The following is a 24099-nucleotide window of genomic DNA, read 5'->3' as shown; positions in this document are numbered from 1 at the left end:
ATGCCCGATCAACTCGTTGCCCCCGCTACGCTTGGCCAGACCATCGTCCGCGGCCTGACCTGCAAATGCCCGCGCTGCGGCGAGGGCAAGCTCTATGCGGGCTTCATCAATCTGGCGCCGCGCTGCGAGCGTTGCGAACTGGACTATGCTTTCATCGACACCGGCGATGGTCCTGCGATCTTCATCATCATGATCGCAGGGGCCATCGTTGTCGGTTGCGCGCTGGTGGTGGAGGTCAAGTATCAGCCGCCATTCTGGCTGCATGCCGCGCTGTGGCTGCCGCTGATTCTCGCGACCACGCTGCTGCCGTTGCGCTCAATGAAGTCGCTGCTGATCGCCCTGCAATTCCACCACAAGGCTTCCGAAGGCCAACTCATCGATCGCACGCCGAAATGAACACTGTTGCAGCGCGCCGGCGCAGTATCACCGGTCTCGGCATCGTCACGCTCATCATCGTTGGCGTGCTCCTCAGCCTCGGATTCTGGCAGCTACAACGCCGCACCGAGAAACACGCGTTGATCGCCGCACTCACGGAGCGCCTTGCAGGTGCGCCCGGCACATTGCCCGCGCCGGCCACATGGAGCGCGCTGACCCCGGCGAAGGACGAATTCCGCCGCGTCAGCTTCTCGGCCACCTACAAACCCGTGCCGGACGGCATGGTTTACAGCTCCGGCTCCGGGGTGCGGCCGGATGTACCGGGCCCGGTGACCTGGGCCTTCCTGCCGGCGCAGCTGGCATCCGGCGAGACCGTCGTGATCAATGCCGGCTTCGTGCAGAACACGATGCAGGATCGCGCCCAGCAGGACCGCGCCGTGCAGAAGCTCATCACCGGCGCCCCCGTGACCCTGACCGGCTATCTGCGCTTTCCCGAAACCGCGGGCACGCTGACGCCCCATGACGACGTCGCCAAGCGTCTCTGGTTCAACCGCGACCAGCGCGCCATGGCACAGGCGCTCGGCTGGGGCCCTGTCGCGCCGTTCTATGTCGATCTGGAAAGCCCTGTACCGGCCAACGCCATTCCGAAGCCCGGGCCGCTCGAAATCCACCTCAAGGACGACCACATGCAATACGCCATCACCTGGTTTGGCCTCGCGGCTGCCGTGGTGATTGCGTTCGGAGCGTGGATCAAGGGGCAGCAGCGGACTGTTTGAGCCAGCTCCGGAGGAAATCGTGGAGAAGAGCCGGGACATCATTTTGGCCGCCGAAGGAAAGCGAATTCTGGAGCATCATCTGGCTCTTGGGCCCGCAAAAAGCGGTGAGCTACCTGCCGATCAACACGATTGAAAACGTCCTTCACCTGACCGTGCCAATCTACCGTTCCCTTGTCGCGGATGGCGGACATCAGAGTCTTCTATTCGCTGATGGAGAATGCTGTATCGGCTCCGGAGCCATCTATGCTTACAGTCCGGATGACCTTGGTGCCGTCCTGTTTGAGAGCCGGCCAATCCTTGCTTCGAACGATTGGCCAACTTCCCAAATTGAATTTCTGAAGCGAGTAGCTGCCTTATGGGTTGAGCCAGGAAGCCCGGTCCTGCCGGTCATCCGGAGGGCGTTCGGCGAAACTTAACGCTCGGGTGCCTGGTTCGTCGCACCGCCCCATTGGCGGTTTCCCCACCCGGCGAAACCCATTATGGTGCCCTGAGACTTAGCTGCCAGCGAAGTTTTAACCCCATTATTATCAAAGGCTTGGCGGTTTCCGCGCCTTTGGAGGACGCCTTGACGACCTATATCTCGACGCGGGGAGAGGCCCCGAAACTCGGTTTTTGCGATGTCATGCTGACCGGGCTTGCCCGCGACGGCGGTCTCTACATTCCCGAGGTCTGGCCTCAATTGTCGCCTGAGACCATCGCGTCGCTGTTCGGCCGGCCCTATTGGGAAGTCGCCGTCGAGGTGCTCCGGCCGTTCGTGGCGGGTGAGATTTCCGACGAGGATCTCGGCCGCATGGCCAATGAGGCCTATGCCACCTTCCGCCATCCCGCCGTGGTGCCGCTCGACCAGACCGCGCCGAACCAGTTCGTGCTCGAGCTGTTTCACGGCCCGACACTTGCGTTCAAGGACGTCGCCATGCAGCTCATTGCGCGGCTGATGGATCATGTCCTCGCCAAGCGCAATCAGCGCACCACGATCGTGGTGGCAACCTCAGGCGACACCGGCGGCGCCGCCGTCGATGCCTTTGCCGGCCGCGACAATGTCGATCTCGTCGTGTTGTTTCCGAACGGCCGCATTTCCGACGTGCAGCGCCGCATGATGACCACGACCGGCGCGTCGAACGTCCATGCGCTCGCCGTCGAGGGCAATTTCGACGATTGCCAGGCGATCGTGAAGGGCCTGTTCAACCACCACACTTTCCGCGATGCAGTCTCGCTGTCAGGTGTGAACTCGATCAACTGGGCGCGCATCGTCGCGCAGGTGGTTTACTACTTCACCTCGGCTGTCGCCGTCGGCGCGCCTGCACGCAGCGTTGATTTCACGGTACCCACCGGCAATTTCGGCGACATCTTTGCGGGCTATGTGGCCAAGTGCATGGGTCTGCCGGTGCGCAAGCTGCGCGTCGCCGCCAACGTCAACGACATCCTCGACCGTACGCTCAAGACCGGCATCTACGAAGTGCGTGAGGTTCACGCCTCGTCGTCGCCGTCTATGGACATTCAGGTGTCGTCGAATTTCGAGCGTCTGCTGTTCGAGGCCTCCGGCCGCGATGCTGCGCTGGTGCGAGGCCTGATGGACTCGCTGAAGCAGTCCGGCCGTTTCGTGCTGCCGGAGAAAGTGCTAACCGCGATCCGCGCCGATTTCGAATCCGGCCGCGCCGACGAAGACGAGACCTCTGCCGCCATTCGCACGGCATGGCGCGAAACCGGCGATCTGATCGATCCGCATACGGCCGTGGCATTGGCCGTGGCCGATCGCGACACCACCGAGATGCATGTGCCCAACGTCGTATTGTCGACGGCACATGCGGCGAAATTCCCCGATGCGGTGGAAGCCGCTTGCGGCGTGCGCCCGGCATTGCCGGTCCATCTGGAAGGGCTGATGACGAAGCCCGAGCATATTAAGGTCATGAAGAATGACCAAAGCGATATTGAGCAGTTTGTGCTGTCCGTCAGCCGCGCTGCGAAGCAAGGAGTGTCCCGATGACCGTCGAAGTTACCAAGCTGCCTTCGGGCCTGACGGTCATCACCGATACCATGCCGCATCTGGAAACCGCCGCCCTCGGCGTCTGGACCGGCGTCGGCGGTCGCGATGAGAAGTCCAACGAGCATGGCATCTCGCATCTGCTCGAACATATGGCCTTCAAGGGCACCAAGAAGCGCTCGTCCCGCGAAATCGTCGAGGAGATCGAGGCCGTTGGCGGCGATCTCAATGCCGCGACCTCGACCGAAACCACGGCCTATTACGCCCGCGTGATGAAGGCCGATGTGCCGCTGGCGCTTGATGTGCTCTCGGACATTCTCGCCAATCCCACTTTCGTGCCGGACGAGCTGGAGCGCGAGAAGAGCGTGATCGTGCAGGAGATCGGCGCGGCGCAGGACACGCCCGATGACGTCGTGTTCGAGCATCTTAACGAGCTCTGCTATCCCGATCAGCCGATGGGCCGTTCGCTTCTGGGCACCGCAAAGACGCTGAAGGGCTTCGATCGCGATATGCTGCAGAACTACCTGTCCACGCACTATCGCGGGCCGGACATGGTGGTGGCTGCGGCCGGCGCCGTGAATCATCGCCAGGTCGTGCATGAAGCCGCCGATCGCTTTTCCAGCTTCGAAGGCACTGCCGCTCCGAAACCGCAACCGGCGATGTTCGGCAAGGGCGGCTCGCGCGTCGTCAATCGCGATCTTGAACAGGCGCATCTGACATTGGCGCTGGAAGGTTTGCCGCAGTCGGATCTGTCGCTGTTCAGCCTGCAGGTCTTTACCAACATTCTCGGCGGCGGCATGTCCTCGCGGTTGTTCCAGGAAGTGCGTGAGAAGCGCGGTCTCTGCTATTCGATCTACACTTTCCATGCGCCCTATACCGACACCGGCTTCTTCGGTCTCTATACCGGCACCGATCCGGCCGATGCACCTGAGATGATGGAAGTCATCGTCGATGTCATCAACGAGTCGGTGGAGACACTGACCGAGGCCGAGATCGCGCGCGCCAAGGCGCAGATGAAGGCTGGTCTGCTGATGGCGCTGGAGAGCTGCAGCTCGCGCGCCGAGCAATTGGCGCGGCACATGCTGGCCTATGGCCGTCCGCTCACCGTGGAGGAGCTCGTCCAGCGCATCGATGATGTCAGCGTGGAATCGACCCGCAACGTCGCACGTGGCCTGCTGACGCGCAGCCGCCCGGCCGTGGCGGCGCTTGGCAGCGGCCGGGGACTGGACACGGCGGTGGCTTTTGCGGAAGGATTGACCCGCGCCAAGGACAAGAGCCTGCTCCACTAGGCAGGCGAGGTCCGAGGCATCAGGGAGCAAGCCTATGGCCCTGTTTCGTTTACCATCGAGCATGCCGGCGGCGCTGGCGCCGCGCGGCTACGGCGTTGCCTTGCGTGCGCCCGTGATGAGCGATTTTCCGCAGTGGGCCGATCTGCGTGAGCAAAGCCGAGGCTATCTGACGCCGTGGGAGCCGATCTGGCCGTCCGACGACCTGACGCGCTCAGGCTTCCGCCGCCGGTTGCGCCGCTATGCCGACGATGCGTCGGCCGACCGTGCCTATCCGTTTCTGGTATTTCGCGAATCCAACGGCACGCTGCTGGGCGGCGTGACGCTGGCCAACGTGCGTCGGGGCATCGTCCAGGCCGGCACCATCGGTTACTGGGTTGGGCAGCCTTATAGCGGGCAGGGCGTGATGACGGCGGCGCTGCGGGTGCTGCTGCCGATCTTGTTCGGCGAATTGAACCTGCATCGCATCGAAGCCGCCTGCATTCCCACCAATATGCCGTCGGTGCGGGTGCTGGAAAAGTGTGGCTTCTCGCGCGAGGGGCTGGCGCGGCGTTATCTCTGCATCAATGGCATCTGGCAGGATCATCTGCTTTACGGCATGCTGCATGAGGACTTCCGCGGATAGTCTTGCTGCAGCGCGATGTCTGGATGTGGCGCAATGGCGCGCATCTGTCCTGTCTCAAGCGGCTTTGTTTAAGTGCCTTGGGTTCGCCGCCATTGCGCTGTTATAAGGCCCCGCGCACGCCTTGGGCGGGGCTGCGCACACGACTGAATTTCCGGGGATATCTTCATAATGCGCAATATTCGTTCGATGCCGATCAGCGGCCGCACCGGCGCGCTCCGCAGCCTGCTGATGATCACTGCAGCAAGCCTGACACTGGCTGGTTGCGGCGGCGGGAGCATGTTCGGTGGCGGCTCGCCAAGCAGCAGCGGCGGCGGCAGCCCATCGATGACCGATCGCTTCACCCAGTTGTTCTCGGGCAAGTCCACCGAGGTCGGCGCGCCGCAGTCGCCGCAGACCGACGAGAACGATCTGACCTGTCCGAGCGTCAGCATCCGGCCGGGCGCCTCGACCTATGCGGTCGGCGCTGCGGGCAAGCCTGCGGTCGGCAACGATCTGGCTTTCCAGGCCACCATCACCCGGACTGCGCGCTCCTGCGATCTGAATGCCGGTCAGATCTCGGTCAAGATCGGCATCCAGGGCCGCGTCATTGTCGGTCCGGCCGGTGCGCCGGCGGCGGTAGATGTGCCGCTGCGTGTCGCCGTGGTGCAGGAAGGCGTCACGCCGAAGACCATTGCGACTAAGGTATTCCAAACCAATGTGCAGATCGGCAGCGAGACCAGCGTGCCGTTCAGTTTGGTCGGCGAGGATCTCGTCTATCCCGTGCCGACAGGCACAGCGGGCGATTCCTACATCTTCTATATCGGCTTCGATCCGCAGGCGCTGAAGTCGCAGCCGCAGTCTCGCAAAAAGCGCTAAGGCGGCTTTCAGCCAACAAAAAGCCGGCGCGATCATCTCGCGCCGGCTTTTTAAGTTTGAAGTTCTTCGCTTAGTTCAGCTTGGAGCGGACTTCGCCGATGCCCTTGGCGATCAGGTCGTCGGCCACCGAGCCCTTCACTGACTGCGACAGCACCGAGGCTGCGGCATTCACTGCGGCTTCGGCTGCAGCTGCGCGAACGTCTGCGACAGCCTGGGCTTCCGCCAGTGCAATCTTGCCTTCTGCGCTCTTGGTGCGGCGGGCAACAAAATCTTCCATCTTGGTCTTGGCTTCGGCGGCAATGCGCTCTGCCTCTTCCTTGGCGGAGGTAATGATGTCCTGGGCTTCGCGCTCAGCCGCTGCATGACGCTTCTTGTAGTCGACGAGCAGTGCAGCAGCTTCATCACGCAGGCGACGGGCGTCGTCGAGTTCCTGCTTGATGCGGGTGCTGCGGTTGTCGAGAGCCTTCAGGATGGTGCGGTGAATACCGAACCAGCCGAACACCACCATCAGAAGGACGAAAGCGACGGCGACCCAGAATTCAGCTTGAAGTCCGAACATCCGTTATCCTTTCACCGACGCGTCGAGCGCGGCGTTGACGGCGCCTGCGTCCGGGCTGATGCCCGTCAGGCGTTCGACGATCGCCGAGGCGGTGTCCGCAGCGATGCTGTGCACATTGCCCATCGCCGTTGCGCGGGTGGTGGCGATGGTCTGCTCCGCTGCAGCAAGCTTGGTGGCAAGGCTCTCTTCGAGCTTCGCCTTGGCTGCTTCCTGTTCCGCATTGAGCTTCTCACGAACTTCTGTCGCCATCGCCTGCGCCTTGGCGCGGGCATTGGCGAGTTCGGTTTCGTAAGCCTTCAATGCAGCATCGGAATCGGCCTTGAGCTTGGCAGCTTCATTCAGGTCCGTATCGAGAACCTGCTGACGCGCAGCAAGCACGCCGCCGACGCGGGGCAGCGCCAGACGCGACACGATCAGATAGAGCAAGCCGAACGCGATCGCGAACGACACCAGCTGTGAAGCGAAGGTGTTGCTCTCGAACGGCGGAAACGACGCCTTGTGACCACCGTCAGCCGCAGTGTGTGCGGCAGTTCCGTGATCGGCGCCCTTGGATTTGCCCTGACCTTCAGCCACAGCAGTCTCCTTATCGATCGGAAGCGCCCCGGGACGGGGCGGCAACCGGATCTGTTTTCAGCTTAGACGGCGAACAGCAGCAGCAGCGCGATCAGCAGCGAGAAGATGCCGAGCGCTTCGGTCACGGCGAAGCCGAAGATCAGGTTAGCGAACTGGCCCTGGGAGGCCGACGGATTGCGGAGCGCACCGTTGAGGAACTGGCTGAAGATCATGCCGACGCCGATGCCAGCGCCACCCATGCCGAGACAAGCAATGCCGGCGCCGATGTACTTCGCTGCGATGGGATCCATAGTAAAACTCCTTCTTGGGATAGGGATAAAGACAGTTGAGGGTGAATTCCGCCAGGACACTAAGAAGCGATGGTTAGTGGCCCGGATGAAGTGCGTCGTTGAGATAGATGCAGGTCAGGATCGTGAACACGTAGGCCTGCAGGAAGGCGACCAGTATTTCCAGCGCGGTCAGCGCCGTGGTCATGGCCAGCGGCAGCACCGAACCGAAGATGCCCACTGCCCCGAGCGCGCTGAGCGATGTCACGAAGCCGGCAAAAACCTTCAGCGTGATGTGGCCGGCCAGCATATTGGCGAACAGACGAACCGAATGCGACACCGGGCGGGACAGGAACGAGATCACCTCGATCACCGTGACCAGCGGCAGGATGTAAATAGGAATGCCGTGCGGCACGAACAGCTTGAAGAAGCCGAGACCGTTCTTGTAGAGGCCGTAGAGCAGCACGGTCAGGAACACCATCAATGCCAGCGCAACGGCGACGATCAGATGGCTGGTAACGGTGAAGGTATAGGGAATGATGCCGATCATGTTCGCCGTGAGGATGAACATGAACAGCGAGAACACGAACGGGAAGAACTTCATGCCTTCTTCGCCGATGCTACTGCGCACCGTATTCGACACGAATTCGAAGGACAGTTCGGCGACCGACTGGAAGCGGCTTGGGATCAGCGCGCGACCGGCGCTGCCACCCAGCATCAGCAGCGACACGACGGCGACGGCGCCGAACATATAGGCCGATGAGTTGGTGAAGGCGATTTCCTGATTGCCGATATGGCCCAGGGTGAAGATCTTGTGGATCTCAAATTGATGGATCGGATCGGCCATCCACGTCGGTCTTTCAATTCGGCCGGAATGTCCGGCGTTTCCTTGCCGGACAGCCGGCACTCAAACACTGCGCCAACGACGCAGAGGTCTTGGGCGCGAATTTCTTATTCCGCTTTTTTTCCGACGCCAGCCGAGCGCATCACGTTCATCACGCCGGCGACGAAGCCAAGCAGCATGAAAACGATCAGCCCCCACGGCGATGTCGACAGCAAACGATCGAAGCCCCAGCCCAGAATCGTTCCGACGACGACGCCCGCGACCAGTTCCGAAGAAAGACGGAGACCCACCGCCATGGCCGATGCCCTGGACTGCGCGTTTCCGCTTCCAGTTTCGGATTGGTCAGTCTGGAATTTGCGCTCATCCTGAAGTTTGGACAGACGCTGATTCAGACTTCCGAGCCTTGCGGAAAGCGCAGCCTCATCGGGAGACGATTTGCCATCGTTTCCGCGTTCGCTGTCATTGTCCCGTGTGCCGTTCGTCATGGTTGCGACACTCGAAATAACGCTGCAAATGCTGGAAATAACGCCCCATCACCCTTCAAAGCCGGGCGGACCATACTTAGCGCATCTTGCCAAGTCAAGATTCGCTGATCGCTTGTTAGCGCCTTGATTCATTTGATTTTATTGGCAAAATTCGAATCCCGCTGCGCGAGATCGCCGCAGTGCAAGAGTGACTTTCGAGGGGATCTATCTTGCACGGCGCAGGGCGCTCTGTTGGAGTGCCGCAGAGTTTGAAAACGCCCCTGCCGGAGCCCGGAATGTCTCAAGAGATCGATTACTATTTTTCGCTGCCATCGCCCTGGGCCTATATCGGCCACACGCTGTTTCGCGATCTCGTAAGTACTTACGATCTCAAGGTGAATCACAAGCCGGTATTTCTCGGCGAGTTGTTTTCGGAAACCGGCGGCTTGCCGCTGGGGAAACGCCACCCGGTGCGGCAGCGTTACCGGATGCTCGAATTGCAACGCTGGCGCGACAAGCGAGGCCTGGATTTCCATCTCAAGCCGAAGAACTGGCCGTTCGACGGCCGGCTCGCCGATGGTCTGGTGATCGCTGCACTTGAAGCGGGACATGATCCGGATCCGTTTCTGCGCCGCGCATTTCCTGCTGTCTGGGAAGGTCAGCTCAATCTCGGGGATGCAGCGGTGCTGACAAAGCTGGCCGATGATTCGGGCCTGCCCGGTGCTAAACTCGTCGAGCGCGCGGCCTCCAGTGAGATCGCAACGAAATATGAGCAGAACCGTCAGGAGGCGATTGCAGCCGACGTGTTCGGCTCGCCGGCCTATGTGCTCAATGGTGAAGTATTTTGGGGCCAGGATCGGCTCGAATTGCTTGCCGATGCGTTGAAAGCGAAGCGAGCGCCTTTCAAATCTGAAATCTGAGCGTGAAGGCGGCTATCGCCCCGAACTCGCAACGCGGAGCATCTCCATGAAGAATGCTGTGGTGCGTTTTGTCTCCCCCGGACAGCCCATGCGGTACGCCGCGCGGGTTGGCGCGGTTCTGATGGTCGGGATCGTCCGTGCGTCTGCGCAGGCCCTCCCGGACGTCGAGAATGGCCGTTATTCGTTGTCGCCGATCGCTGAAGGCGTCATTCGCCTGGATACCCGTACCGGCACGGTTTCGACGTGCACGGATAAGGGGGCCGGCTGGGCCTGCTATGTTTTGCCGGACGAGCGTGCTGCGCTCGATACCGAGATAGGGCGGCTGCAGAAGGACAATGAAAAACTGAAGGCGGAGCTTGAGCAGCGCGGTCCAGCCGTCGCCGGCAAGACCGATGAAGCGCTCCCGAAGCAGGATTCGCTGAAGCCCGGGAAGTCAGGGACTGCGGATGGCGAGAGGAAGATCGAGATTCCGCTGCCGAGCGATCGCGACGTCGATCGGGTGATGGCCTTTGTCGAAAACGCATGGCGACGCCTTGTCGACATGGCCAGTCGCATCCAGCGCGATTCCAGCGGAAAAATCTGAGCGCTGCCAATTTCGCCGCGGATGCCGATACTCACATAGTTGATTGGTATTATTCGCCCATAGGAAGGAGCGCTTTGATGCCGAGATTCTATTTCGATCTGGTTGATGGTACGACCGTGCCCGACGTTTCGGGGCAGATTTTGCGTAATGAATTGTTAGCCGCTGAGGTCGCTGACAAGCTCGCAGGCGATATTTACAAGATCAGGCCGGAACTCCGCGGCAAGCACTTCGCCATTTCCGTCCGCAACGAGGAGGGCGATGAAGTTCACCGCGCAGATGTGATTAGCTCCGACGATTAACGCAGTGCGCAGTTCTTATTTGCGGTCGAACCCTATATCGCCGCCGTTGCCATGGATGGTGTCGCGGTTGGCTTGATCGGTCTTGTCTGCGTCCTTGATCACAGCTTTCTCTTGCGCGTGCTCTTCGTTCTTGCGTGGCTCCGGCCCCGGAATGTCCCTTGATGTTTTAGGCTTCATGGCGTTTTCCATTGTCAATCTTGATTGAAGCGGGAACGCCATATCGGCGTTTTGGTTCATCAACCAAGGTGGAATTGGCCAGGAGGGGACTTTATGACATCTGCCAGATCCGTTACGCGCAGCGCGCCGTCTTCAGTTCGTGTCGAGACCGTGACGTCGTCGCTGCTGACTGTGCAGACTTCCGGTGCGGGCTTCATCGATATCACCCGCGAGGTCGGCAAATTCCTGAGCGAGATCGGCGCCCGTGAAGGTGCGTTGACGCTGTTCATCCGCCATACCTCAGCGTCGCTCACCATCCAGGAAAATGCCGATCCTTCCGTGCTGGTCGATCTCATGACAACGCTCGATCGCCTTGCGCCTAAGGATTTTAACTGGACGCACGATACGGAGGGTCCCGACGATATGCCGGCGCATGTGCGTACCATGCTGACCGCGACCTCGCTGCATGTGCCGGTGCTGTCCGGCGAACTCGCGCTTGGAACCTGGCAGGGCATCTATCTGATCGAACACCGCGCCCGCCCGCATCGCCGCGAGGTGGTGCTGCAGTTCGTCGGCGCGACCTGACGCTCGCAGATCTGCTGAAACAAAAAAAAGCCGCGGATTGCTCCGCGGCCGGTTTGTTGTCGTCGTGTCTGCCGGCAGCCTGGGCTGCGGGCAGGGCGAAGTTAGTTCGCGCTGATATCGACGTCCTTGGTCTCCGGCAGGAAGAAGAAGCCGATGACCACGGTGATTGCCGCGAAGATCACGGGATACCAGAGACCGGCATAGATATCGCCGGTCGAAGCCACGATGGCGAAGGCGGTCGCCGGGAGAAGTCCGCCGAACCAGCCGTTGCCGATGTGGTAGGGCAGCGACATCGAGGTGTAGCGGATCTTGGTCGGGAACAGTTCGACCAGCATCGCCGCGATTGGCCCGTAGACCATGGTCACGAAAAGCACCAGCACGAATAGCAGTCCGATCACCGCCGCGACCTGCGGACGGAAGATGTCGAATGGATGCGCCATCTTCACGATCTGCGCGTCGCCGGTCTTCGGATAGCCCGCGGCCTGAACCGCTGCGAGAACCTGCGGGTTGGACGCAGCTGCGGTGTAGGGGGTGTCCTTGCCGTTGACGACGACCTTCACACCGGAGCCCGCCGGACCGTAGGCGGTCGAGTACTTGACCGACGACTGGGCCAGATAGGCACGGGCGGTGTCGCAAGGCGTGGTGAAGACGCGGGTGCCGACCGGGTTGAACAGATCGCCGCACAAAGCGGGATCGGACACAACTTCGACCTTCACGGTTTCGATCGCCTTTTCCAGCGTCGGGTTGGCGTTGGTGGTGATCATGCGGAAGATCGGGAAGAAGGTCAGCGCCGCGATCAGGCAGCCTGCCAGAATGATCGGCTTGCGGCCGATCTTGTCGGACAGGGCGCCCCAGAACACGAAGAAGCCGGTGCCGAGCAGCAGCGACCACGCGATCAGGAGGTTCGCGGTGTAGCCGTCGACCTTGAGGATCGATTGCATGAAGAACAGTGCGTAGAACTGGCCGGTGTACCAGACCACACCCTGGCCCATCACGCCGCCGAGCAATGCGATCAGCACGATCTTGGCATTGCTCCAGTTGCCGAAGGCTTCGGTCAGCGGAGCCTTGGAGCCCTTGCCTTCGTCCTTCATCTTCTGGAACACGGGCGATTCATTCAGCCGCAGACGGATCCAGACGGAAACGCCGAGCAGCACCACCGAGACTAGGAATGGCACGCGCCAGCCCCAGGCGGCGAATTCGGGTTCGCCGAGAATCGTACGGGTGAACAGGATCACCAGCAGCGACAGAAACAGGCCGAGTGTGGCCGTCGTCTGAATGAATGAGGTGTAGTAGCCGCGCTTGCCGGCTGGCGAATGCTCCGCCACGTAGGTTGCCGCGCCGCCATACTCACCGCCGAGCGCAAGGCCCTGCAGCAAACGCAGACCGATCAGGATGATCGGAGCCGCGATACCGATGGTCGCAGCGTTAGGCAGAATGCCGACGATAAAGGTCGACAGGCCCATGATGAGGATGGTGACGAGGAACGTGTATTTACGGCCGACGATGTCGCCGACGCGTCCGAACACGATGGCGCCAAACGGACGAACGATAAAGCCCGCGGCGAAGGCCAGCAGCGCGAAGATGTCGCGCGTAGCCTGATTGAACATCGGCAGCTTGGTGGCGGGATCGATCACGCCGAAGAACTGCGCGCCGATGATGCCGGCCAGCGAGCCGAACAGGTAGAAGTCATACCATTCGAAAACAGTGCCGAGCGATGACGCGAAGATGACGAAGCGTTCGTCCTTCGTCATCCCTTGGGCTTTCGCCGATGTTGCTGCGATGGTGGACATGTTTGAATCGCTCCCCAAAATTGTTGCAAAGTTTATTGTGGCTTCTCGTTCGCTGCGCCGAACTTCTGTCGGCTCAATGCAGAGAACTTCGATGCAAAAGCTAGCATTGCGGGGAAATGCGACCCAATACGACTTTAGGCCGTGCGCAAGGGGCTGTGCGCAGACGTCGCAGTGGTGAAACCCTCCTTCCGGATATGTGCATGCATATGAAATATTGCGTCGCACAATGGTCCGTGTTCACCAATTTACCGCGTGGCAGCATTGGGCGCTTGCAAGACGTTGTCGCGCGGGAGACACTTGCGGCGAAAATGCGCTTTTGCGCGTCGCCTCAACGCGGTCGCTGGTTTGCCGCAAGATTTTTGCATGGATTTTGATGACCGTTATCGCTCCCTCGCGCCTCATTATTGCTGACGATCATCCGCTGTTCCGCGGTGCGTTACGGCAGGCGGTCAGCAGCGTGCTGCCGACCACAAAGGTGGATGAAACCGGCACGTTCGAGGACCTGACCAAACTGTTGGAACAGGACTCCGACGTCGATTTGATCTTGCTCGATCTGTCTATGCCGGGGATATCAGGGTTCTCCGGACTGATTTACCTCCGTGCGCAATACCCCACGATTCCGGTCGTCATCGTGTCGGCCAGCGATGATGTCGGGACGATCCGGCAATCGCTGGACTTCGGTGCATCAGGCTTCATTCCGAAGCGGTTCGGCGTCGATACGTTGCGCGATGCCATCGTGAAGGTGATGGATGGCGATGTCTGGGTTCCGCCGGATGTCGACATGTCTGCAGCGGTCGATCCGGAAATGAGCAAGCTGCGCGACCGGCTGGTAACGCTGACGCCGCAGCAGGTCCGTGTGCTGATGATGTTGTCCGAGGGACTACTCAACAAGCAGATCGCCTATGAGCTCGGCGTGTCCGAAGCGACCATCAAGGCCCACGTCTCGGCGATCCTGCAGAAGCTCGGCGTCGAGAGCCGTACCCAGGCCGTCATAGCCGCGGCAAAAATAGCCGGCGGCCAGTGGCGCCAGGGCGAGCAGAATCCACACCAATAAGCGATATCTGATGGCGTCTCATTGTGAGGAGGCCTGGCGGCGCAATTGCGCCGCGAGCTTGCGCCGTCTCGAACCATGAGATGTTGAGACGCCATTCTTCGAGACGCGACGAAGACGTAGCTCCTCAGGATGAGGACGGAGTTTCACTCCGCCGCGATCATCTGCTGCGTGCGCCACTGCCCGAGCAATGCGCGCAGCGACGCCGGCTTCACCGGCTTGTTCAGCACCGCGATCTTGTCCTGCCGGGCGGCTGACTGCACATGTGGGCTGCGGTCGGCAGTGATCAGGATAGCCGGGATGTCCTTGCCGAAACGGTTGCGAATTTCCCGGATCGCGGCGACGCCGTTGCCGCGATCGAGATGATAATCGACTAGCAGGCCCGTCAGGCGGCGGCCTGAGGCCTGGATTTCGGCGATGGCGTTCATAGCGGCTTCCGGATCGGGCACCGCGACGACCTCGGCTCCCCAAGCCTGCAGCAGCGTCTTCATGCCGTCGAGAATCGCCGCGTCGTTCTCGATACAGACGACGAGCGTGCCCGACATCGGCGATTTCGATAGCGGCGTCGCGCTGGTGACCGCGGTGGTGTGATTGATCGCCTTGGCGACCGGTACGGTGACCGAGAAGAACGAACCGCCGCTACGGTTGGAATCCAGCGCGATGCCGTGATTGAGTACATGCGCGAGCCGCTTGACGATCGACAGGCCGAGCCCGAGACCGCGGGCGATGCGCGCGCCCTGTTCGAGTCGGTGAAACTCCTTGAAGATCTCGCCGCGTTTGAGGATCGGAATGCCGACACCGGTATCGTAGATGCCGATCTGTAAGGCCTTACCGCGGCGCCGGCAGCCGACCAACACACGGCCATGCGGCGTGTACTTGATGGCGTTCGAGATCAGGTTCTGCAGCAGACGTCGTAGCATCAGGCGGTCGGATTCGACCGGCAGCGAGCATGGCACGAAAGTGAGCTTCACGCCGCGCGCGCGGGCGATCGGCGCATATTCGATCTCGAGCGAGCGCATCAGGTCACCGATGCGGAAACTCGAAATCGCCGGACTCATGGCACCGGCATCAAGACGTGAAATGTCGAGCAGGGCGCCGAGGATTTCCTCGATGGCCTCCAGCGAGTCGTCGATGTTCTCGACCAGCCGCGCGTCCTCACCAATGCTCTTTCGTTCGACCAGACTGGTGACATAGAGACGTGCAGCGTTGAGCGGCTGCAGAATGTCGTGGCTGGCGGCGGCCAGAAAACGTGTCTTCGAAATATTGGCGTCTTCCGCAGTGCTCTTGGCGAGTGCCAGTTCGGAATTCAGTCGCGTCAGCTCCTCGGTACGGTCGCGGACGCGCTTCTCCAGCGTGGCATTGGCGCGCTCCAGCGCTTCTGCTGCCTCGAAGCTGGGGGTGACGTCGGAGAAGGTGAGCACGAGTCCGCCATCCGGCATCTTGTTGGTGCGCACCTCGATGACGATCTGGCGGTCCTGAAGACGTTCAAGATAAGGCTCGCCCTCAGTCGTGTAGGCAGCCAGCCGCGCCTGTGTCAGTGTTTCGTTGTCGCCATAAGGCGATGCACTCTGGATACCGATGAATTCCAGAATCTCCCGGAGCGGAATGCCGATCTGCACTATCTGCGGCGGCAGGCCGAGCAGCTCGCCGAACTGCCGGTTGGAGACGATGAGCTGCAAGTCGGGATTGAAAACCGCGATGCCCTGGCGGACGTGGTTGAGCGCGGTTTGCAGGATCTCGCGGTTGAAATGCAGCGCCGCGTGTGAATCGTCGAGCAGCTTCAGTGCCGCCTTGGCCGACACCGTACGTTTGCGCAACAGCAGCGACATCACGACGCGCGACGAGGCGGCGCCGATCGATGAGGCGATCAGATATTCTGCGTGCTGCAGCAGTTCGAAATCCGCAGGCGCGGCCGGATCGAGATCGACACGGCGACGCGTGGCGAAAGCATCGAAGGATTCACGCGCGCGGTCCGGGCCGAGGTATTGGGTCACGGTACTGAGAATGTCCTGCACGGTCACCGTGGTCCGCCAGCGCCGGAATGCCGGCGTGATCGGCGCCAGAGTATTCGGCACAAAAACATCGGCCTGTAGTCGTTCGATCGACGACGGTGCGCGCATCAGCGAGAGCACGATATAGGTCAGGATATTGAGTGACAGACTCCACAACGTGCCGTGCAGCAACGGCGGCAGTTCGGTGCCAAGCAGGTCCTGTGGTCTTAGCGCCTCGATACCGAACGGGCCGTGCTGCAGGAACAGGACGCCTGCGGTGCTGCCTTCAAGGAAGCTCGGGATGAATAGCGTATAGGCCCAGACGATGAAGCCGACCACCATGCCGCCCATGGCGCCGCGGGCAGTCGCGCGCCGCCATATCAGCCCGCCGAAGAAGGCTGGCGCGAGTTGCGCGATGGCGGCAAATGACAGCAGGCCGATGGCAGCGAGTTGCGTATTGCCGAGCGCGCGGAAATAGAAATAGGCCATCACCATGATGGCGAAGATCGAGAAGCGCCGCGCCTTGAGCAGGAAGTTGCCGAAGTCAGTCTGCTCATTCTGCGTCTGCGGTCCGCGCCGCAAGACCAGTGGCAACACGATGTCGTTGGACACCATGATAGCCAGTGCGACACATTCGACGATCACCATGGCTGTGGCCGCCGACAAGCCGCCGATGAACACCGCCATGCTGAGCGCCGTGGAGCCAGCCTCGATCGGCAGCGCCAGCACATACATGTCGTTGTCGACGGCGCCGAACGGAAAGGTCACGAGGCCGGCCAGGGCGATCGGAATGACGAACAGGTTGATGGCGATCAGATAGGTTGGAAACAGCCACCGTGCGCGGCTTACTTCGGAGTCGTTGGAATTTTCGACGACGCTGACGTGGAACTGCCGGGGTAGCAGCATGATGGCGCAGAACGACAGCAGCACCATCGTGAGGAAATTGCCGAACGACGGCACATAGTTGATGGCGCGCATCGCCTCCGGTGTTTTCATCGCGCGCTCGAACAGCTCCGACGGGCCGAACATCCAGAATGTCACGAAGGCGCCGGCGATGATGAACACCACCAGCTTGACGATGGATTCGGTAGCTACGGCGAGCATCAGGCCGTGCTGATGCTCGGTCGCATTGGTCTGCCTGGTGCCGAACAGTACGGCGAACATCGCCATGGCGAGAGTCACGACCAGTGCCATGTCGCCGACGATAGGGACGCCGGCAATGGCCTTGTCCTCGCCGAGGATGGTTTCCAGCGAGGACGCCACGGCCTTCAGCTGCAGCGCGATGTACGGAACCGAGCCGATGATGGCGATCACGGCCACGGTGGCGGCTACGGCCTGGCTCTTGCCGTAACGCGCGGCGATGAAGTCGGCGATCGAGGTGATGTTCTGGGTCTTGGCGAGATGGATCACACGCCGCAGCACGGGCGAGAAGAAGGCAAAGAACAGGATCGGGCCGACATAGATCGCGAGGAAATCCACGCTGGTCCGGCTGGCCACGCCGACCGAGCCGAAGAACGTCCATGACGTGCAATAGATCGCCAGCGACAGCGGATAGATGACGGCCTTGGCGCGACCGCTCTGGAACAGCGCGATCCGATCGCCATAGCTGGCGACGCAAAACAGAAATCCGATGTAGCAGAGGGCGGCAACAATCACGCCCCAGTCGTGCAGCATCGTGCGTGCTCCCTTTGGCGGGCTGAAGCCCGACCGTCAGGCGAAAATCTAGCCGGTTGCGTCGGTGCAGGCGACAGGGATTTGGTCGGACGCCGGGGAATGCCGGATCGTCGTTAAATCCAGCGCGGGCCGAAAAAGGTGATCAGGATAATAAACAGCCACGCGGTCACGCCGGCCAGCAGAGCGAGGCGGTAATCGAACGCGCCGACCGTGAGATAGCAGATGCCGAGAAAAGCGAGATAGGCCGGAATGGTCTTCGCCCCGGCCATACAGGCTTCCCGGAAGCCGGAGCTATCGCCCTTGGCGCCGACGATGAGCAGCGCGATGATGGCAAAGGTCGGAAACAGCGGCAGAATGCCCGGCAGCGTATTGCCACGTTTCGACAACCAGGCAATCAGGGCGGTGAGCAGTCCGCCGAGAATACCTTTCCAGATGATGTCCACGTCGCTATTCCCCGTTGCCTTGAATGATCCGACTTCCGCCGGATCATGAAGCAATGGAGGCGGAAGCGCTATCTCACTCGGCAGCCAGCGCCTTGATGCGCAGCGGCAGGCTGAGTTCATCCCACACCTGCAGCAGCGATTCAGCGAGGTGATCGATCAGCACGTCGTCGTGATAGGGCGACGGCGTAATGCGCAGGCGCTCGGCGCCCTTGGCGACGGTCGGGTAATTGATGGGCTGGATGTAGATGCCGTGATCTTCGAGCAGCAGATCGCAGGCCTTCTTGCAGAGTTCGGCATCGCCGACGAACACCGGCACGATATGGGTGTCAGTAGACATCACCGGAATGCCGGCGGCTGTGAGGATCGCCTTGAGACGCGCGGCGCGGTCCTGATGGCGCTCGCGCTCCCAGCTTGAGCTCTTCAGGTGTTTGATCGCCGCGGTTGCGGCCGAACAGATCGCCGGCGGCAGTGCTGTGGTGAAGATGAAACCCGGCGCATAGGAGCGCACGGCATCCACAATGTCCTTGCTCGCTGCGATATAGCCGCCGAGGCAGCCATACGCTTTGGCCAGCGTGCCTTCGAGTACGTCGATGCGATGCATCACGCCGTCGCGCTCGGCGATGCCACCGCCGCGCGGGCCGTACATGCCGACGGCATGGACTTCATCCACGTAGGTCATGGCGCCATAGCGTTCGGCGAGATCGCAGATCGCAGCCAGCGGCGCAACGTCGCCATCCATCGAATAAAGGCTCTCGCAGGCGATGAGCTTCGGCCGCGCCGGATCGGCAGCCTTCAGCAGTTCCTCGAGATGCGCGACGTCGTTGTGGCGGAACACGACGCGATCGCAGCCGGCCTGCCGGATGCCTTCGATCATCGAGTTATGATTGAGCGCGTCGGACAGGATCAGGCAATTCGGCATCAGCTTGGCGAGCGTTGAAATGCCGGTCTGGTTCGAGACATAGCCCGACGTGAACAGCAATGCCGCCTGTTTGCCGTGGAGGTCGGCGAGTTCTTCCTCGAGCTGCACCAGCGGATGATGGGTGCCTGCGATGTTGCGGGTGCCGCCGGCGCCGGTGCCGACACGGGTCGCGGTTTCGACCATGGCGCCCACCACTTTCGGGTGCTGGCCCATGCCGAGGTAATCATTGGAGCACCAGATCACGACATTCCGCGGGCCCTGCGGCGTGTGCCACATCGCATGCGGGAACCGACCGGCAATGCGCTCGAGATCGGCGAACACACGATAACGGCGCTCGTCATGCAAACGATTGAGCGCGTCACTGAAGAACTTGCTGTAATCCATCGCAAAAGACCCAAAACGGAACCCGAACCCTGCGTCAGGTTGCGTTTTAGAGCTTTTCCAGCTTGGCTGTCGAGGTGCAATTGGTCAATTTGACCAAGTGCTGTGGCTTTTGATGTGCATCAAGAGCCTGAGGTCATTCACAAATTTTTGCTGCGCTGCAGGCTACGTCGATTTGAACTGCAGCATGCCATCTGCGTCGAGCGTCGAGGTCAGCCGCTTCTGCGCCAGCATGTGGTTGACGTGGGCGATCAATTCGCCGGCGGCAAATCCGGTCTGGTGGGCGTCCAGCTTGTGCTTGTGAAACACCACCGGCACCAGCTCGGCGGATGTCTTGCCGGTGACGTTGCATGCGGCGGCGATCATCTGACAGCGCTCTTCATGATGATCGGCGAGCTGCTTGATGCGGATCTTGAGGCCATGAAACGGCACGCCGTGACCGGGCAGCACGAGCACATCGTCGGGCAGCGTATCGGCGAGACGCTTCAGCGAGCGCAGATAGGAGCCGAGTGAATTTTCGTCGGGTTCATGAGCCCAGACGCTGACATTCGGCGAGATCTTGCTGAGCACCTGGTCGGCCGACAGGAACAGTTTGTCGGCTTCGCAATACAACATCACCTGATCCGGCGAATGGCCGGCGCCGGTAAGGATGCGGAATGTGCGCGTGCCGATCACGAGATCGTCGCCGTCGGACAATCGGCGATAGGCTGCCGGCAGCGGCACTGTCTTCTTCAGGTACTCCTGGCCGCGGCCGAGCAATTGCTCGGTGATATCTGCGTCCATGCCGTGGCGATGGAAGAACTGCCGCATGTTGACGACGCGCTCTTCGGTGCGACGGTTCTGGTGATAGATGCCCTGCAGATATTCGACCTGTGACATGTAGAACGGACAGCCGAAGCGCTGCACGATCCAGCCGGCCTGGCCGACATGATCGGGATGCGCATGGGTAACGATCACCTTGCTGATGGCGATGCCCTTGAGGGGGCCTTCGAACAGCTTGGTCCACGCTGCGATGGTGGCGTCGTTGCCGAAGCCGGTATCGACCATGGCCCAGCCGTCGCCGTCCGCGAGCAAGTAGATGTTCACATGGTTGAGACGGAACGGCAGATCGAGCCGGATCCAGAGAACGCCCGGGGCGATTTCGACCATCTGATCGGTGCCGGGATGGCTCTCCCAAGGATATTGGAGGTCATCGGCTGGCTTTGTGCTGGCGTCTGTTTTCGAATGCATCGGTTCTGTCACAATGTCCTTTTCATCCGGCTTAGCGGGCCGAGGACCCCTGCGCCAGTACAAATTTGGCTGGCGCAGGGCATGGGTTTATGCGCCAGCGCGCATATCGGCCCGTGCTGAAGCGGCAATTGGCAGCGCCGACGTGCTCTTTCCGCTCACCTCGTCGAGCCGTGACGTCATGCCAAGACGGTCCAGCAGATTGGCATCGCGGTCGGTCTGCGGGTTCTTCGTCGTCAGCAACACGTCGCCGATGAAGATCGAATTGGCACCGGCGACGAAGCACAGTGCCTGCAGTTCATCGGTCATATATTGCCGCCCGGCGGAAAGCCGCACGACGCTCTTCGGCATCATGATACGCGCCACCGCGATCATGCGGACCAGTGCGATCGGATCCGGGCGTTCGGCGGTGTCGTTGACCGGTACGCCCTTCACCTCGTTCCACATGTTGATCGGCACGCTGTCCGGATGATGCGGCAGGTTCGCCAGCAGCATCAGCATGCCCAGACGATCCTCGACCTGCTCGCCCATGCCGATGATACCGCCGCAGCAGACCTTGAGGCCGGCATGGCGCGCCCGCGCCAATGTCTCGATACGATCTTCCATCGTCCGCGTGGTGATGATTTTGCCGTAGAATTCCCGCGAGGTATCGACATTGTGATTGTAGAAGTCGAGGCCGGCGTCCTGCAGACGTTTGGCCTGATCTTCCGTGAGCATGCCCAGCGTCGCGCAGGTCTCGAGGCCGAGATCCTTCACCGCGCTGACCATGTCGCAAACGCGGTCGAGATCCTTGTCCTTGGGATTGCGCCAGGCCGCAGCCATGCAAAAGCGGCTCGCGCCGGCATCCTTTGCACGCTGCGCCGTGGCAACCACGGCGTCGCGATCCATCAGCTTTGTCGCCTTGACGTCAGTGTTGTAGTGGGCGCTTTGCGAGCAGTAACCGCAGTCTTCCGCGCAGCCGCCGGTCTTGATGCTGAGTAGGCTCGCAGTCTCGACGTGATTCGGATCGAAATTGTTGCGGTGGATGCTCTGAGCCTGAAAGATCAGATCTGCGAACGGCAGGTCATACAGGGTCTGGGCTTCATGACGCTGCCAGTCGTGGCGCAGTTCGGTCGTTGTCCCTGCAGAGGGTGTTGGGGGCATTCACGCAATCCTTACATTCTGCGCAGCCACCGGTCATGGGCTGCTGTGAAAGCAGTCCATGATTTTGAGGGCAGGAGCAATGACGCTGGCCGGGTGCAGCCATGCGCTGGATTGTCGGCTTAAGCGGCGCGGATGCTCGACAGGAATTCGTCGATTTCACCACGAAGAACGTCGGCCTCGCGGCGCAGTTCGCCCGAGGCGCCGAGCACGTCGTTGGCAGCCGTGCCGGCCTGCGTCGATGCATCGCTGACGCCGACGATGTTGCTCGACACTTCGCTGGTGCCGCCGGCGGCGTGCTGGATGTTACGCGCGATCTCGCGTGTTGCCGCACCCTGCTGTTCGACGGCGGTGGCGATGGCAGCACTCACATGGTTGATCTCGGCGATGGTCTGCCCGATGTTGCGGATCGCACCGACGGCGGTGGAGGTGACCTGCTGCATCGAAACGATCTGCGTGCGGATCTCGTCGGTGGCCTTGGCCGTTTGATCGGCAAGGCTCTTCACTTCCGATGCCACGACGGCGAAGCCGCGGCCTGCATCGCCCGCGCGTGCAGCTTCAATGGTCGCATTGAGCGCCAGCAGATTGGTCTGCGAGGCAATGGTCTGGATCAGATCGATCACCACGCTTATACGGTTGGCGTTATCGGCCAGGCCCTGCATCGTTGCGTCGGTTTCGCCGGCCTCGCTGACGGCCTTTGCGGCGATTTCGGCTGATGTCACGACCTGTCGGCTGATCTCGTTGATCGATGACGACAGCTGCTCGGTCCCGGCCGAGACCGTCTGGACGTTCACCGAAGTTTCCTCTGCGGCCGACGCGACAGCGCTGACCAGTTGGCTGGAGCGATCGGCGGTGGCCGACATGCTCTGCGCGGTCGATTGCATGGAATCAGCCGAGGTCTGCAGCTTCTCCAAAGCGTTGCGCACCTTGCTTTCGAAGTCGACGATGCGGGCTTCGATACGCGACGTACGTTCGCCTTTGGCAATGCGGTCCTGATCCTGTTCTGCGCTGAGCGTGCGGGCGTTGATCATGCTGTCACGGAATACTTCGAGCGTACCCGCCATTGCCGCGATTTCGTCCTGCTGGCGGCTGCGGGCGATCTCGGTGTCGAGATCTCCGCTGGACAGCCGCTGCATGGCGCGCTGCAATTGCGCGAGGCGGCGCAGAATGCTGCGGCCGACATAGAGCCAGACGAACAATGCCGATCCGATCAGCGTCAGCGCGCCGAGGCCGAGCATCACCTGCGTCGCCAGCGTGATTGTCGTCTGCGCCTCTGTCGTGGCGGCGTCGGTTTCGCTGCGTACCTTGTCCACCAGTTGCCTGACACTCATACCGAGGCCGAGATTCAGCTTGCGCGTCTCGTCGAGGATGAGTTCGCCATATTCGACGGTGTCCATCTCTTTCTGGCGCACTTTGAAGACGCTGTTCTTGCCGTCGCCGATTGCCAGCAGTTGCACGGCGGCTTCCTTCAGTTCCTTCGTGCCCTTGATGCCAACCAGGGCATCGAGATTCGATTTGACGCGCGCCTGTGCAGCCTTGAAGCTTGCTTCGATCGGATCGAGTGCCTCGGATGTGCCGGCCGACAATGCGGCCATCAGATCGGATGAGATTAGGTTGGTACTGGCGACGACTTCGCCGACCTGCACGATGACGCGCGCAGCTTCGCCTGAATCCTCGGCCGAGAAGACTGTTGCCCGTAGCGTCTCGTCCATCACGTTCTGGGCATCGGTGGCGGCTGGCTCCGACATCTTGACGAAATTTGCCGCAGCGGCGCGCAGGGAGTCGTATTGCTTCTGATGCTGGGCGAGGGCGTCGAGGCGTTCCTGAGTGGCGGCGCCAAGGCTGCGAATCGTGTCTTCAATGTTTTTCACGGTCTCGGCCAGGGCGGCGACCACGGCCTTGTCGGCGCCGAGCTTGGCGATGGCATCGAGCTTCTCGACTGCAATCTTGTGTGTATCCCGCATGCGCTGCGAGCGTTCCTTCAGCACGTCGACGCTGCTCGATGCCAGCAGCATCGGGCCCTGGCTGGCAAGGCTCTCGCTGGCGGTGGCCAATTGAAGGCTGGCAGTGAGTTTCGGAATGTCCCGGCCGTTCAGGTCCGTCATCATGCCCCCGAGCTGGCCGAGAATCATGCCGGCGCCTGCACTGATCAGGATCGCCATGCCTGCGATAACCGCGAAGGCGGCGAACAGGCTGCCGCGGATGCCCCAACGGGGCCGCGAGAAACGAAACCGTCCAAATTTTCCGATGAATGACGTCAGTGCCATTGATTCCCCCCGCGTCCACCGTCCTGGTGGCGGATAGCGCGGAGAGTATGTCGGTACCGGGTTAACATT

24 protein-coding genes are annotated in these 24099 nt (G+C 61.2%); 11 read left to right on the top strand and 13 right to left on the bottom strand.

The annotated features are described in order from the left end of the window. The 6 genes from CIW50_RS24160 to CIW50_RS24135 all read left to right on the top strand — a co-directional run bounded on the left by CIW50_RS24160 (position 1) and on the right by CIW50_RS24135 (position 5898). Positions 1 to 396: a DUF983 domain-containing protein gene (locus CIW50_RS24160; RefSeq protein ID WP_149533707.1), complete on the top strand. Its 396-nt coding sequence runs from the start codon at positions 1 to 3 to the stop codon at positions 394 to 396. After that, the gene (locus CIW50_RS24155) at positions 393 to 1151 is read left to right on the top strand and encodes an SURF1 family protein (RefSeq protein ID WP_149533706.1); all 759 of its coding nucleotides are present in this window, start codon (positions 393 to 395) and stop codon (positions 1149 to 1151) included. The genes CIW50_RS24160 and CIW50_RS24155 overlap by 4 nt, the downstream gene beginning before the upstream one ends. Before the next feature lie 565 nt (positions 1152 to 1716). Continuing rightward, positions 1717 to 3135 carry a threonine synthase gene (thrC, locus tag CIW50_RS24150; protein ID WP_172980448.1) on the top strand — a complete coding sequence of 473 codons (1419 nt, stop codon included), beginning with the start codon at positions 1717 to 1719 and terminating at the stop codon, positions 3133 to 3135. Further along, positions 3132 to 4421 (top strand): M16 family metallopeptidase, encoded by a 1290-nt coding sequence (locus CIW50_RS24145; protein ID WP_149533704.1) that lies wholly within the window; start codon positions 3132 to 3134, stop codon positions 4419 to 4421. The genes thrC and CIW50_RS24145 overlap by 4 nt, the downstream gene beginning before the upstream one ends. A 34-nt stretch (positions 4422 to 4455) precedes the next feature. Further along, positions 4456 to 5043, top strand: coding sequence for a GNAT family N-acetyltransferase (locus tag CIW50_RS24140; protein ID WP_149533703.1), 588 nt, complete (start codon positions 4456 to 4458; stop codon positions 5041 to 5043). Between the two features lie 168 nt (positions 5044 to 5211). Further along, positions 5212 to 5898: a hypothetical protein gene (locus CIW50_RS24135; protein ID WP_246664436.1), complete on the top strand. Its 687-nt coding sequence runs from the start codon at positions 5212 to 5214 to the stop codon at positions 5896 to 5898. Positions 5899 to 5968: 70 nt separating this feature from the next. Here CIW50_RS24135 and CIW50_RS24130 read toward each other — a convergent pair whose 3' ends face one another. The 5 genes from CIW50_RS24130 to CIW50_RS24110 all read right to left on the bottom strand — a co-directional run bounded on the left by CIW50_RS24130 (position 5969) and on the right by CIW50_RS24110 (position 8625). Further along, positions 5969 to 6457: a F0F1 ATP synthase subunit B family protein gene (locus CIW50_RS24130; protein WP_149533702.1), complete on the bottom strand. Its 489-nt coding sequence runs from the start codon at positions 6455 to 6457 to the stop codon at positions 5969 to 5971. Between the two features lie 3 nt (positions 6458 to 6460). Further along, positions 6461 to 7030, bottom strand: a complete 570-nt coding sequence (locus tag CIW50_RS24125; protein ID WP_149533701.1) for a F0F1 ATP synthase subunit B family protein — start codon at positions 7028 to 7030, stop codon at positions 6461 to 6463. A 62-nt stretch (positions 7031 to 7092) separates the two neighbouring features. After that, positions 7093 to 7320 carry a F0F1 ATP synthase subunit C gene (locus tag CIW50_RS24120; RefSeq protein ID WP_068732626.1) on the bottom strand — a complete coding sequence of 76 codons (228 nt, stop codon included), beginning with the start codon at positions 7318 to 7320 and terminating at the stop codon, positions 7093 to 7095. Positions 7321 to 7393: 73 nt separating this feature from the next. Next, on the bottom strand, positions 7394 to 8143 hold the full coding sequence (locus CIW50_RS24115) for a F0F1 ATP synthase subunit A (protein WP_149533700.1): 750 nt from the start codon (positions 8141 to 8143) through the stop codon (positions 7394 to 7396). A gap of 104 nt (positions 8144 to 8247) precedes the next feature. Then, the gene (locus CIW50_RS24110) at positions 8248 to 8625 is read right to left on the bottom strand and encodes an AtpZ/AtpI family protein (protein ID WP_149533699.1); all 378 of its coding nucleotides are present in this window, start codon (positions 8623 to 8625) and stop codon (positions 8248 to 8250) included. Positions 8626 to 8900: 275 nt separating this feature from the next. Between CIW50_RS24110 and CIW50_RS24105 the strand changes: the two genes are divergently transcribed. The 3 genes from CIW50_RS24105 (at position 8901) to CIW50_RS24095 (ending at position 10406) form a co-directional block, all read left to right on the top strand. Then, a complete protein-coding gene (locus CIW50_RS24105) occupies positions 8901 to 9524 on the top strand; it encodes a 2-hydroxychromene-2-carboxylate isomerase (RefSeq protein ID WP_149533698.1) in 624 nt (207 codons plus the stop codon). Positions 9525 to 9612: 88 nt separating this feature from the next. Next, positions 9613 to 10107 (top strand): hypothetical protein, encoded by a 495-nt coding sequence (locus tag CIW50_RS24100; RefSeq protein ID WP_149533732.1) that lies wholly within the window; start codon positions 9613 to 9615, stop codon positions 10105 to 10107. A 77-nt stretch (positions 10108 to 10184) separates the two neighbouring features. Next, on the top strand, positions 10185 to 10406 hold the full coding sequence (locus CIW50_RS24095; protein ID WP_149533697.1) for a DUF6894 family protein: 222 nt from the start codon (positions 10185 to 10187) through the stop codon (positions 10404 to 10406). Positions 10407 to 10421: 15 nt separating this feature from the next. Here CIW50_RS24095 and CIW50_RS29200 read toward each other — a convergent pair whose 3' ends face one another. After that, complete coding sequence (locus CIW50_RS29200) at positions 10422 to 10595, bottom strand: hypothetical protein (protein ID WP_172980447.1); 174 nt, start codon at positions 10593 to 10595, stop codon at positions 10422 to 10424. Between the two features lie 81 nt (positions 10596 to 10676). On the opposite strand from CIW50_RS29200, the gene CIW50_RS24090 reads away from it, so the two are divergent. Beyond that, a complete protein-coding gene (locus CIW50_RS24090) occupies positions 10677 to 11147 on the top strand; it encodes a secondary thiamine-phosphate synthase enzyme YjbQ (RefSeq protein WP_149533696.1) in 471 nt (156 codons plus the stop codon). A 101-nt stretch (positions 11148 to 11248) separates the two neighbouring features. Here the strand turns inward: CIW50_RS24090 and CIW50_RS24085 are convergent, their stop codons facing one another. Then, complete coding sequence (locus CIW50_RS24085; RefSeq protein WP_502707535.1) at positions 11249 to 12898, bottom strand: MFS transporter; 1650 nt, start codon at positions 12896 to 12898, stop codon at positions 11249 to 11251. A 412-nt stretch (positions 12899 to 13310) separates the two neighbouring features. Here CIW50_RS24085 and CIW50_RS24080 point away from each other — a divergent pair, with 412 nt between their 5' ends. Beyond that, the gene (locus CIW50_RS24080) at positions 13311 to 13991 is read left to right on the top strand and encodes a response regulator (protein ID WP_149533694.1); all 681 of its coding nucleotides are present in this window, start codon (positions 13311 to 13313) and stop codon (positions 13989 to 13991) included. Between the two features lie 143 nt (positions 13992 to 14134). Here the strand turns inward: CIW50_RS24080 and CIW50_RS24075 are convergent, their stop codons facing one another. The 6 genes from CIW50_RS24075 to CIW50_RS24050 form a co-directional block, all read right to left on the bottom strand. Continuing rightward, positions 14135 to 17653: a PAS domain-containing hybrid sensor histidine kinase/response regulator gene (locus tag CIW50_RS24075; RefSeq protein ID WP_149533693.1), complete on the bottom strand. Its 3519-nt coding sequence runs from the start codon at positions 17651 to 17653 to the stop codon at positions 14135 to 14137. Positions 17654 to 17766: 113 nt separating this feature from the next. Further along, entirely contained in the window at positions 17767 to 18096 is a 330-nt protein-coding gene (locus CIW50_RS24070) for a GlpM family protein (RefSeq protein WP_149533692.1), read from the bottom strand. 73 nt (positions 18097 to 18169) lie between these two features. Beyond that, the gene (hemA, locus tag CIW50_RS24065; RefSeq protein ID WP_149533691.1) at positions 18170 to 19399 is read right to left on the bottom strand and encodes a 5-aminolevulinate synthase; all 1230 of its coding nucleotides are present in this window, start codon (positions 19397 to 19399) and stop codon (positions 18170 to 18172) included. A gap of 162 nt (positions 19400 to 19561) precedes the next feature. Next, a complete protein-coding gene (locus CIW50_RS24060; RefSeq protein ID WP_149533690.1) occupies positions 19562 to 20626 on the bottom strand; it encodes an MBL fold metallo-hydrolase in 1065 nt (354 codons plus the stop codon). Positions 20627 to 20713: 87 nt separating this feature from the next. Continuing rightward, a complete protein-coding gene (gene bioB, locus CIW50_RS24055; protein ID WP_149533689.1) occupies positions 20714 to 21766 on the bottom strand; it encodes a biotin synthase BioB in 1053 nt (350 codons plus the stop codon). A gap of 119 nt (positions 21767 to 21885) precedes the next feature. Beyond that, on the bottom strand, positions 21886 to 24030 hold the full coding sequence (locus CIW50_RS24050) for a methyl-accepting chemotaxis protein (protein WP_149533688.1): 2145 nt from the start codon (positions 24028 to 24030) through the stop codon (positions 21886 to 21888). Positions 24031 to 24099 lie beyond the last annotated feature (69 nt).

This window comes from Tardiphaga sp. P9-11 (assembly GCF_008329525.1).
Lineage (GTDB): Bacteria > Pseudomonadota > Alphaproteobacteria > Rhizobiales > Xanthobacteraceae > Tardiphaga.
Note: the sequence above shows the minus strand (reverse complement) of the source record. Positions and strands in the feature narration are given on the sequence as shown.

What these genes read in the sequence shown, in the direction of transcription:
- CIW50_RS24160 (WP_149533707.1), top strand. Translation starts at nt 1, where the DNA reads ATGCCCGATCAACTCGTTGCCCCCGCTACGCTTGGCCAGACCATCGTC.
- CIW50_RS24155 (WP_149533706.1), top strand. Translation starts at nt 393, where the DNA reads ATGAACACTGTTGCAGCGCGCCGGCGCAGTATCACCGGTCTCGGCATC.
- CIW50_RS24145 (WP_149533704.1), top strand. Translation starts at nt 3,132, where the DNA reads ATGACCGTCGAAGTTACCAAGCTGCCTTCGGGCCTGACGGTCATCACC.
- CIW50_RS24140 (WP_149533703.1), top strand. Translation starts at nt 4,456, where the DNA reads ATGGCCCTGTTTCGTTTACCATCGAGCATGCCGGCGGCGCTGGCGCCG.
- CIW50_RS24135 (WP_246664436.1), top strand. Translation starts at nt 5,212, where the DNA reads ATGCGCAATATTCGTTCGATGCCGATCAGCGGCCGCACCGGCGCGCTC.
- CIW50_RS24130 (WP_149533702.1), bottom strand. Translation starts at nt 6,457, where the DNA reads ATGTTCGGACTTCAAGCTGAATTCTGGGTCGCCGTCGCTTTCGTCCTT.
- CIW50_RS24120 (WP_068732626.1), bottom strand. Translation starts at nt 7,320, where the DNA reads ATGGATCCCATCGCAGCGAAGTACATCGGCGCCGGCATTGCTTGTCTC.
- CIW50_RS24115 (WP_149533700.1), bottom strand. Translation starts at nt 8,143, where the DNA reads ATGGCCGATCCGATCCATCAATTTGAGATCCACAAGATCTTCACCCTG.
- CIW50_RS24110 (WP_149533699.1), bottom strand. Translation starts at nt 8,625, where the DNA reads ATGACGAACGGCACACGGGACAATGACAGCGAACGCGGAAACGATGGC.
- CIW50_RS24105 (WP_149533698.1), top strand. Translation starts at nt 8,901, where the DNA reads ATGTCTCAAGAGATCGATTACTATTTTTCGCTGCCATCGCCCTGGGCC.
- CIW50_RS24100 (WP_149533732.1), top strand. Translation starts at nt 9,613, where the DNA reads ATGCGGTACGCCGCGCGGGTTGGCGCGGTTCTGATGGTCGGGATCGTC.
- CIW50_RS24095 (WP_149533697.1), top strand. Translation starts at nt 10,185, where the DNA reads ATGCCGAGATTCTATTTCGATCTGGTTGATGGTACGACCGTGCCCGAC.
- CIW50_RS29200 (WP_172980447.1), bottom strand. Translation starts at nt 10,595, where the DNA reads ATGGAAAACGCCATGAAGCCTAAAACATCAAGGGACATTCCGGGGCCG.
- CIW50_RS24090 (WP_149533696.1), top strand. Translation starts at nt 10,677, where the DNA reads ATGACATCTGCCAGATCCGTTACGCGCAGCGCGCCGTCTTCAGTTCGT.
- CIW50_RS24085 (WP_502707535.1), bottom strand. Translation starts at nt 12,898, where the DNA reads ATGACGAAGGACGAACGCTTCGTCATCTTCGCGTCATCGCTCGGCACT.
- CIW50_RS24080 (WP_149533694.1), top strand. Translation starts at nt 13,311, where the DNA reads ATGACCGTTATCGCTCCCTCGCGCCTCATTATTGCTGACGATCATCCG.
- CIW50_RS24075 (WP_149533693.1), bottom strand. Translation starts at nt 17,653, where the DNA reads ATGCTGCACGACTGGGGCGTGATTGTTGCCGCCCTCTGCTACATCGGA.
- hemA (WP_149533691.1), bottom strand. Translation starts at nt 19,399, where the DNA reads ATGGATTACAGCAAGTTCTTCAGTGACGCGCTCAATCGTTTGCATGAC.
- CIW50_RS24060 (WP_149533690.1), bottom strand. Translation starts at nt 20,626, where the DNA reads ATGCATTCGAAAACAGACGCCAGCACAAAGCCAGCCGATGACCTCCAA.
- bioB (WP_149533689.1), bottom strand. Translation starts at nt 21,766, where the DNA reads ATGCCCCCAACACCCTCTGCAGGGACAACGACCGAACTGCGCCACGAC.
- CIW50_RS24050 (WP_149533688.1), bottom strand. Translation starts at nt 24,030, where the DNA reads ATGGCACTGACGTCATTCATCGGAAAATTTGGACGGTTTCGTTTCTCG.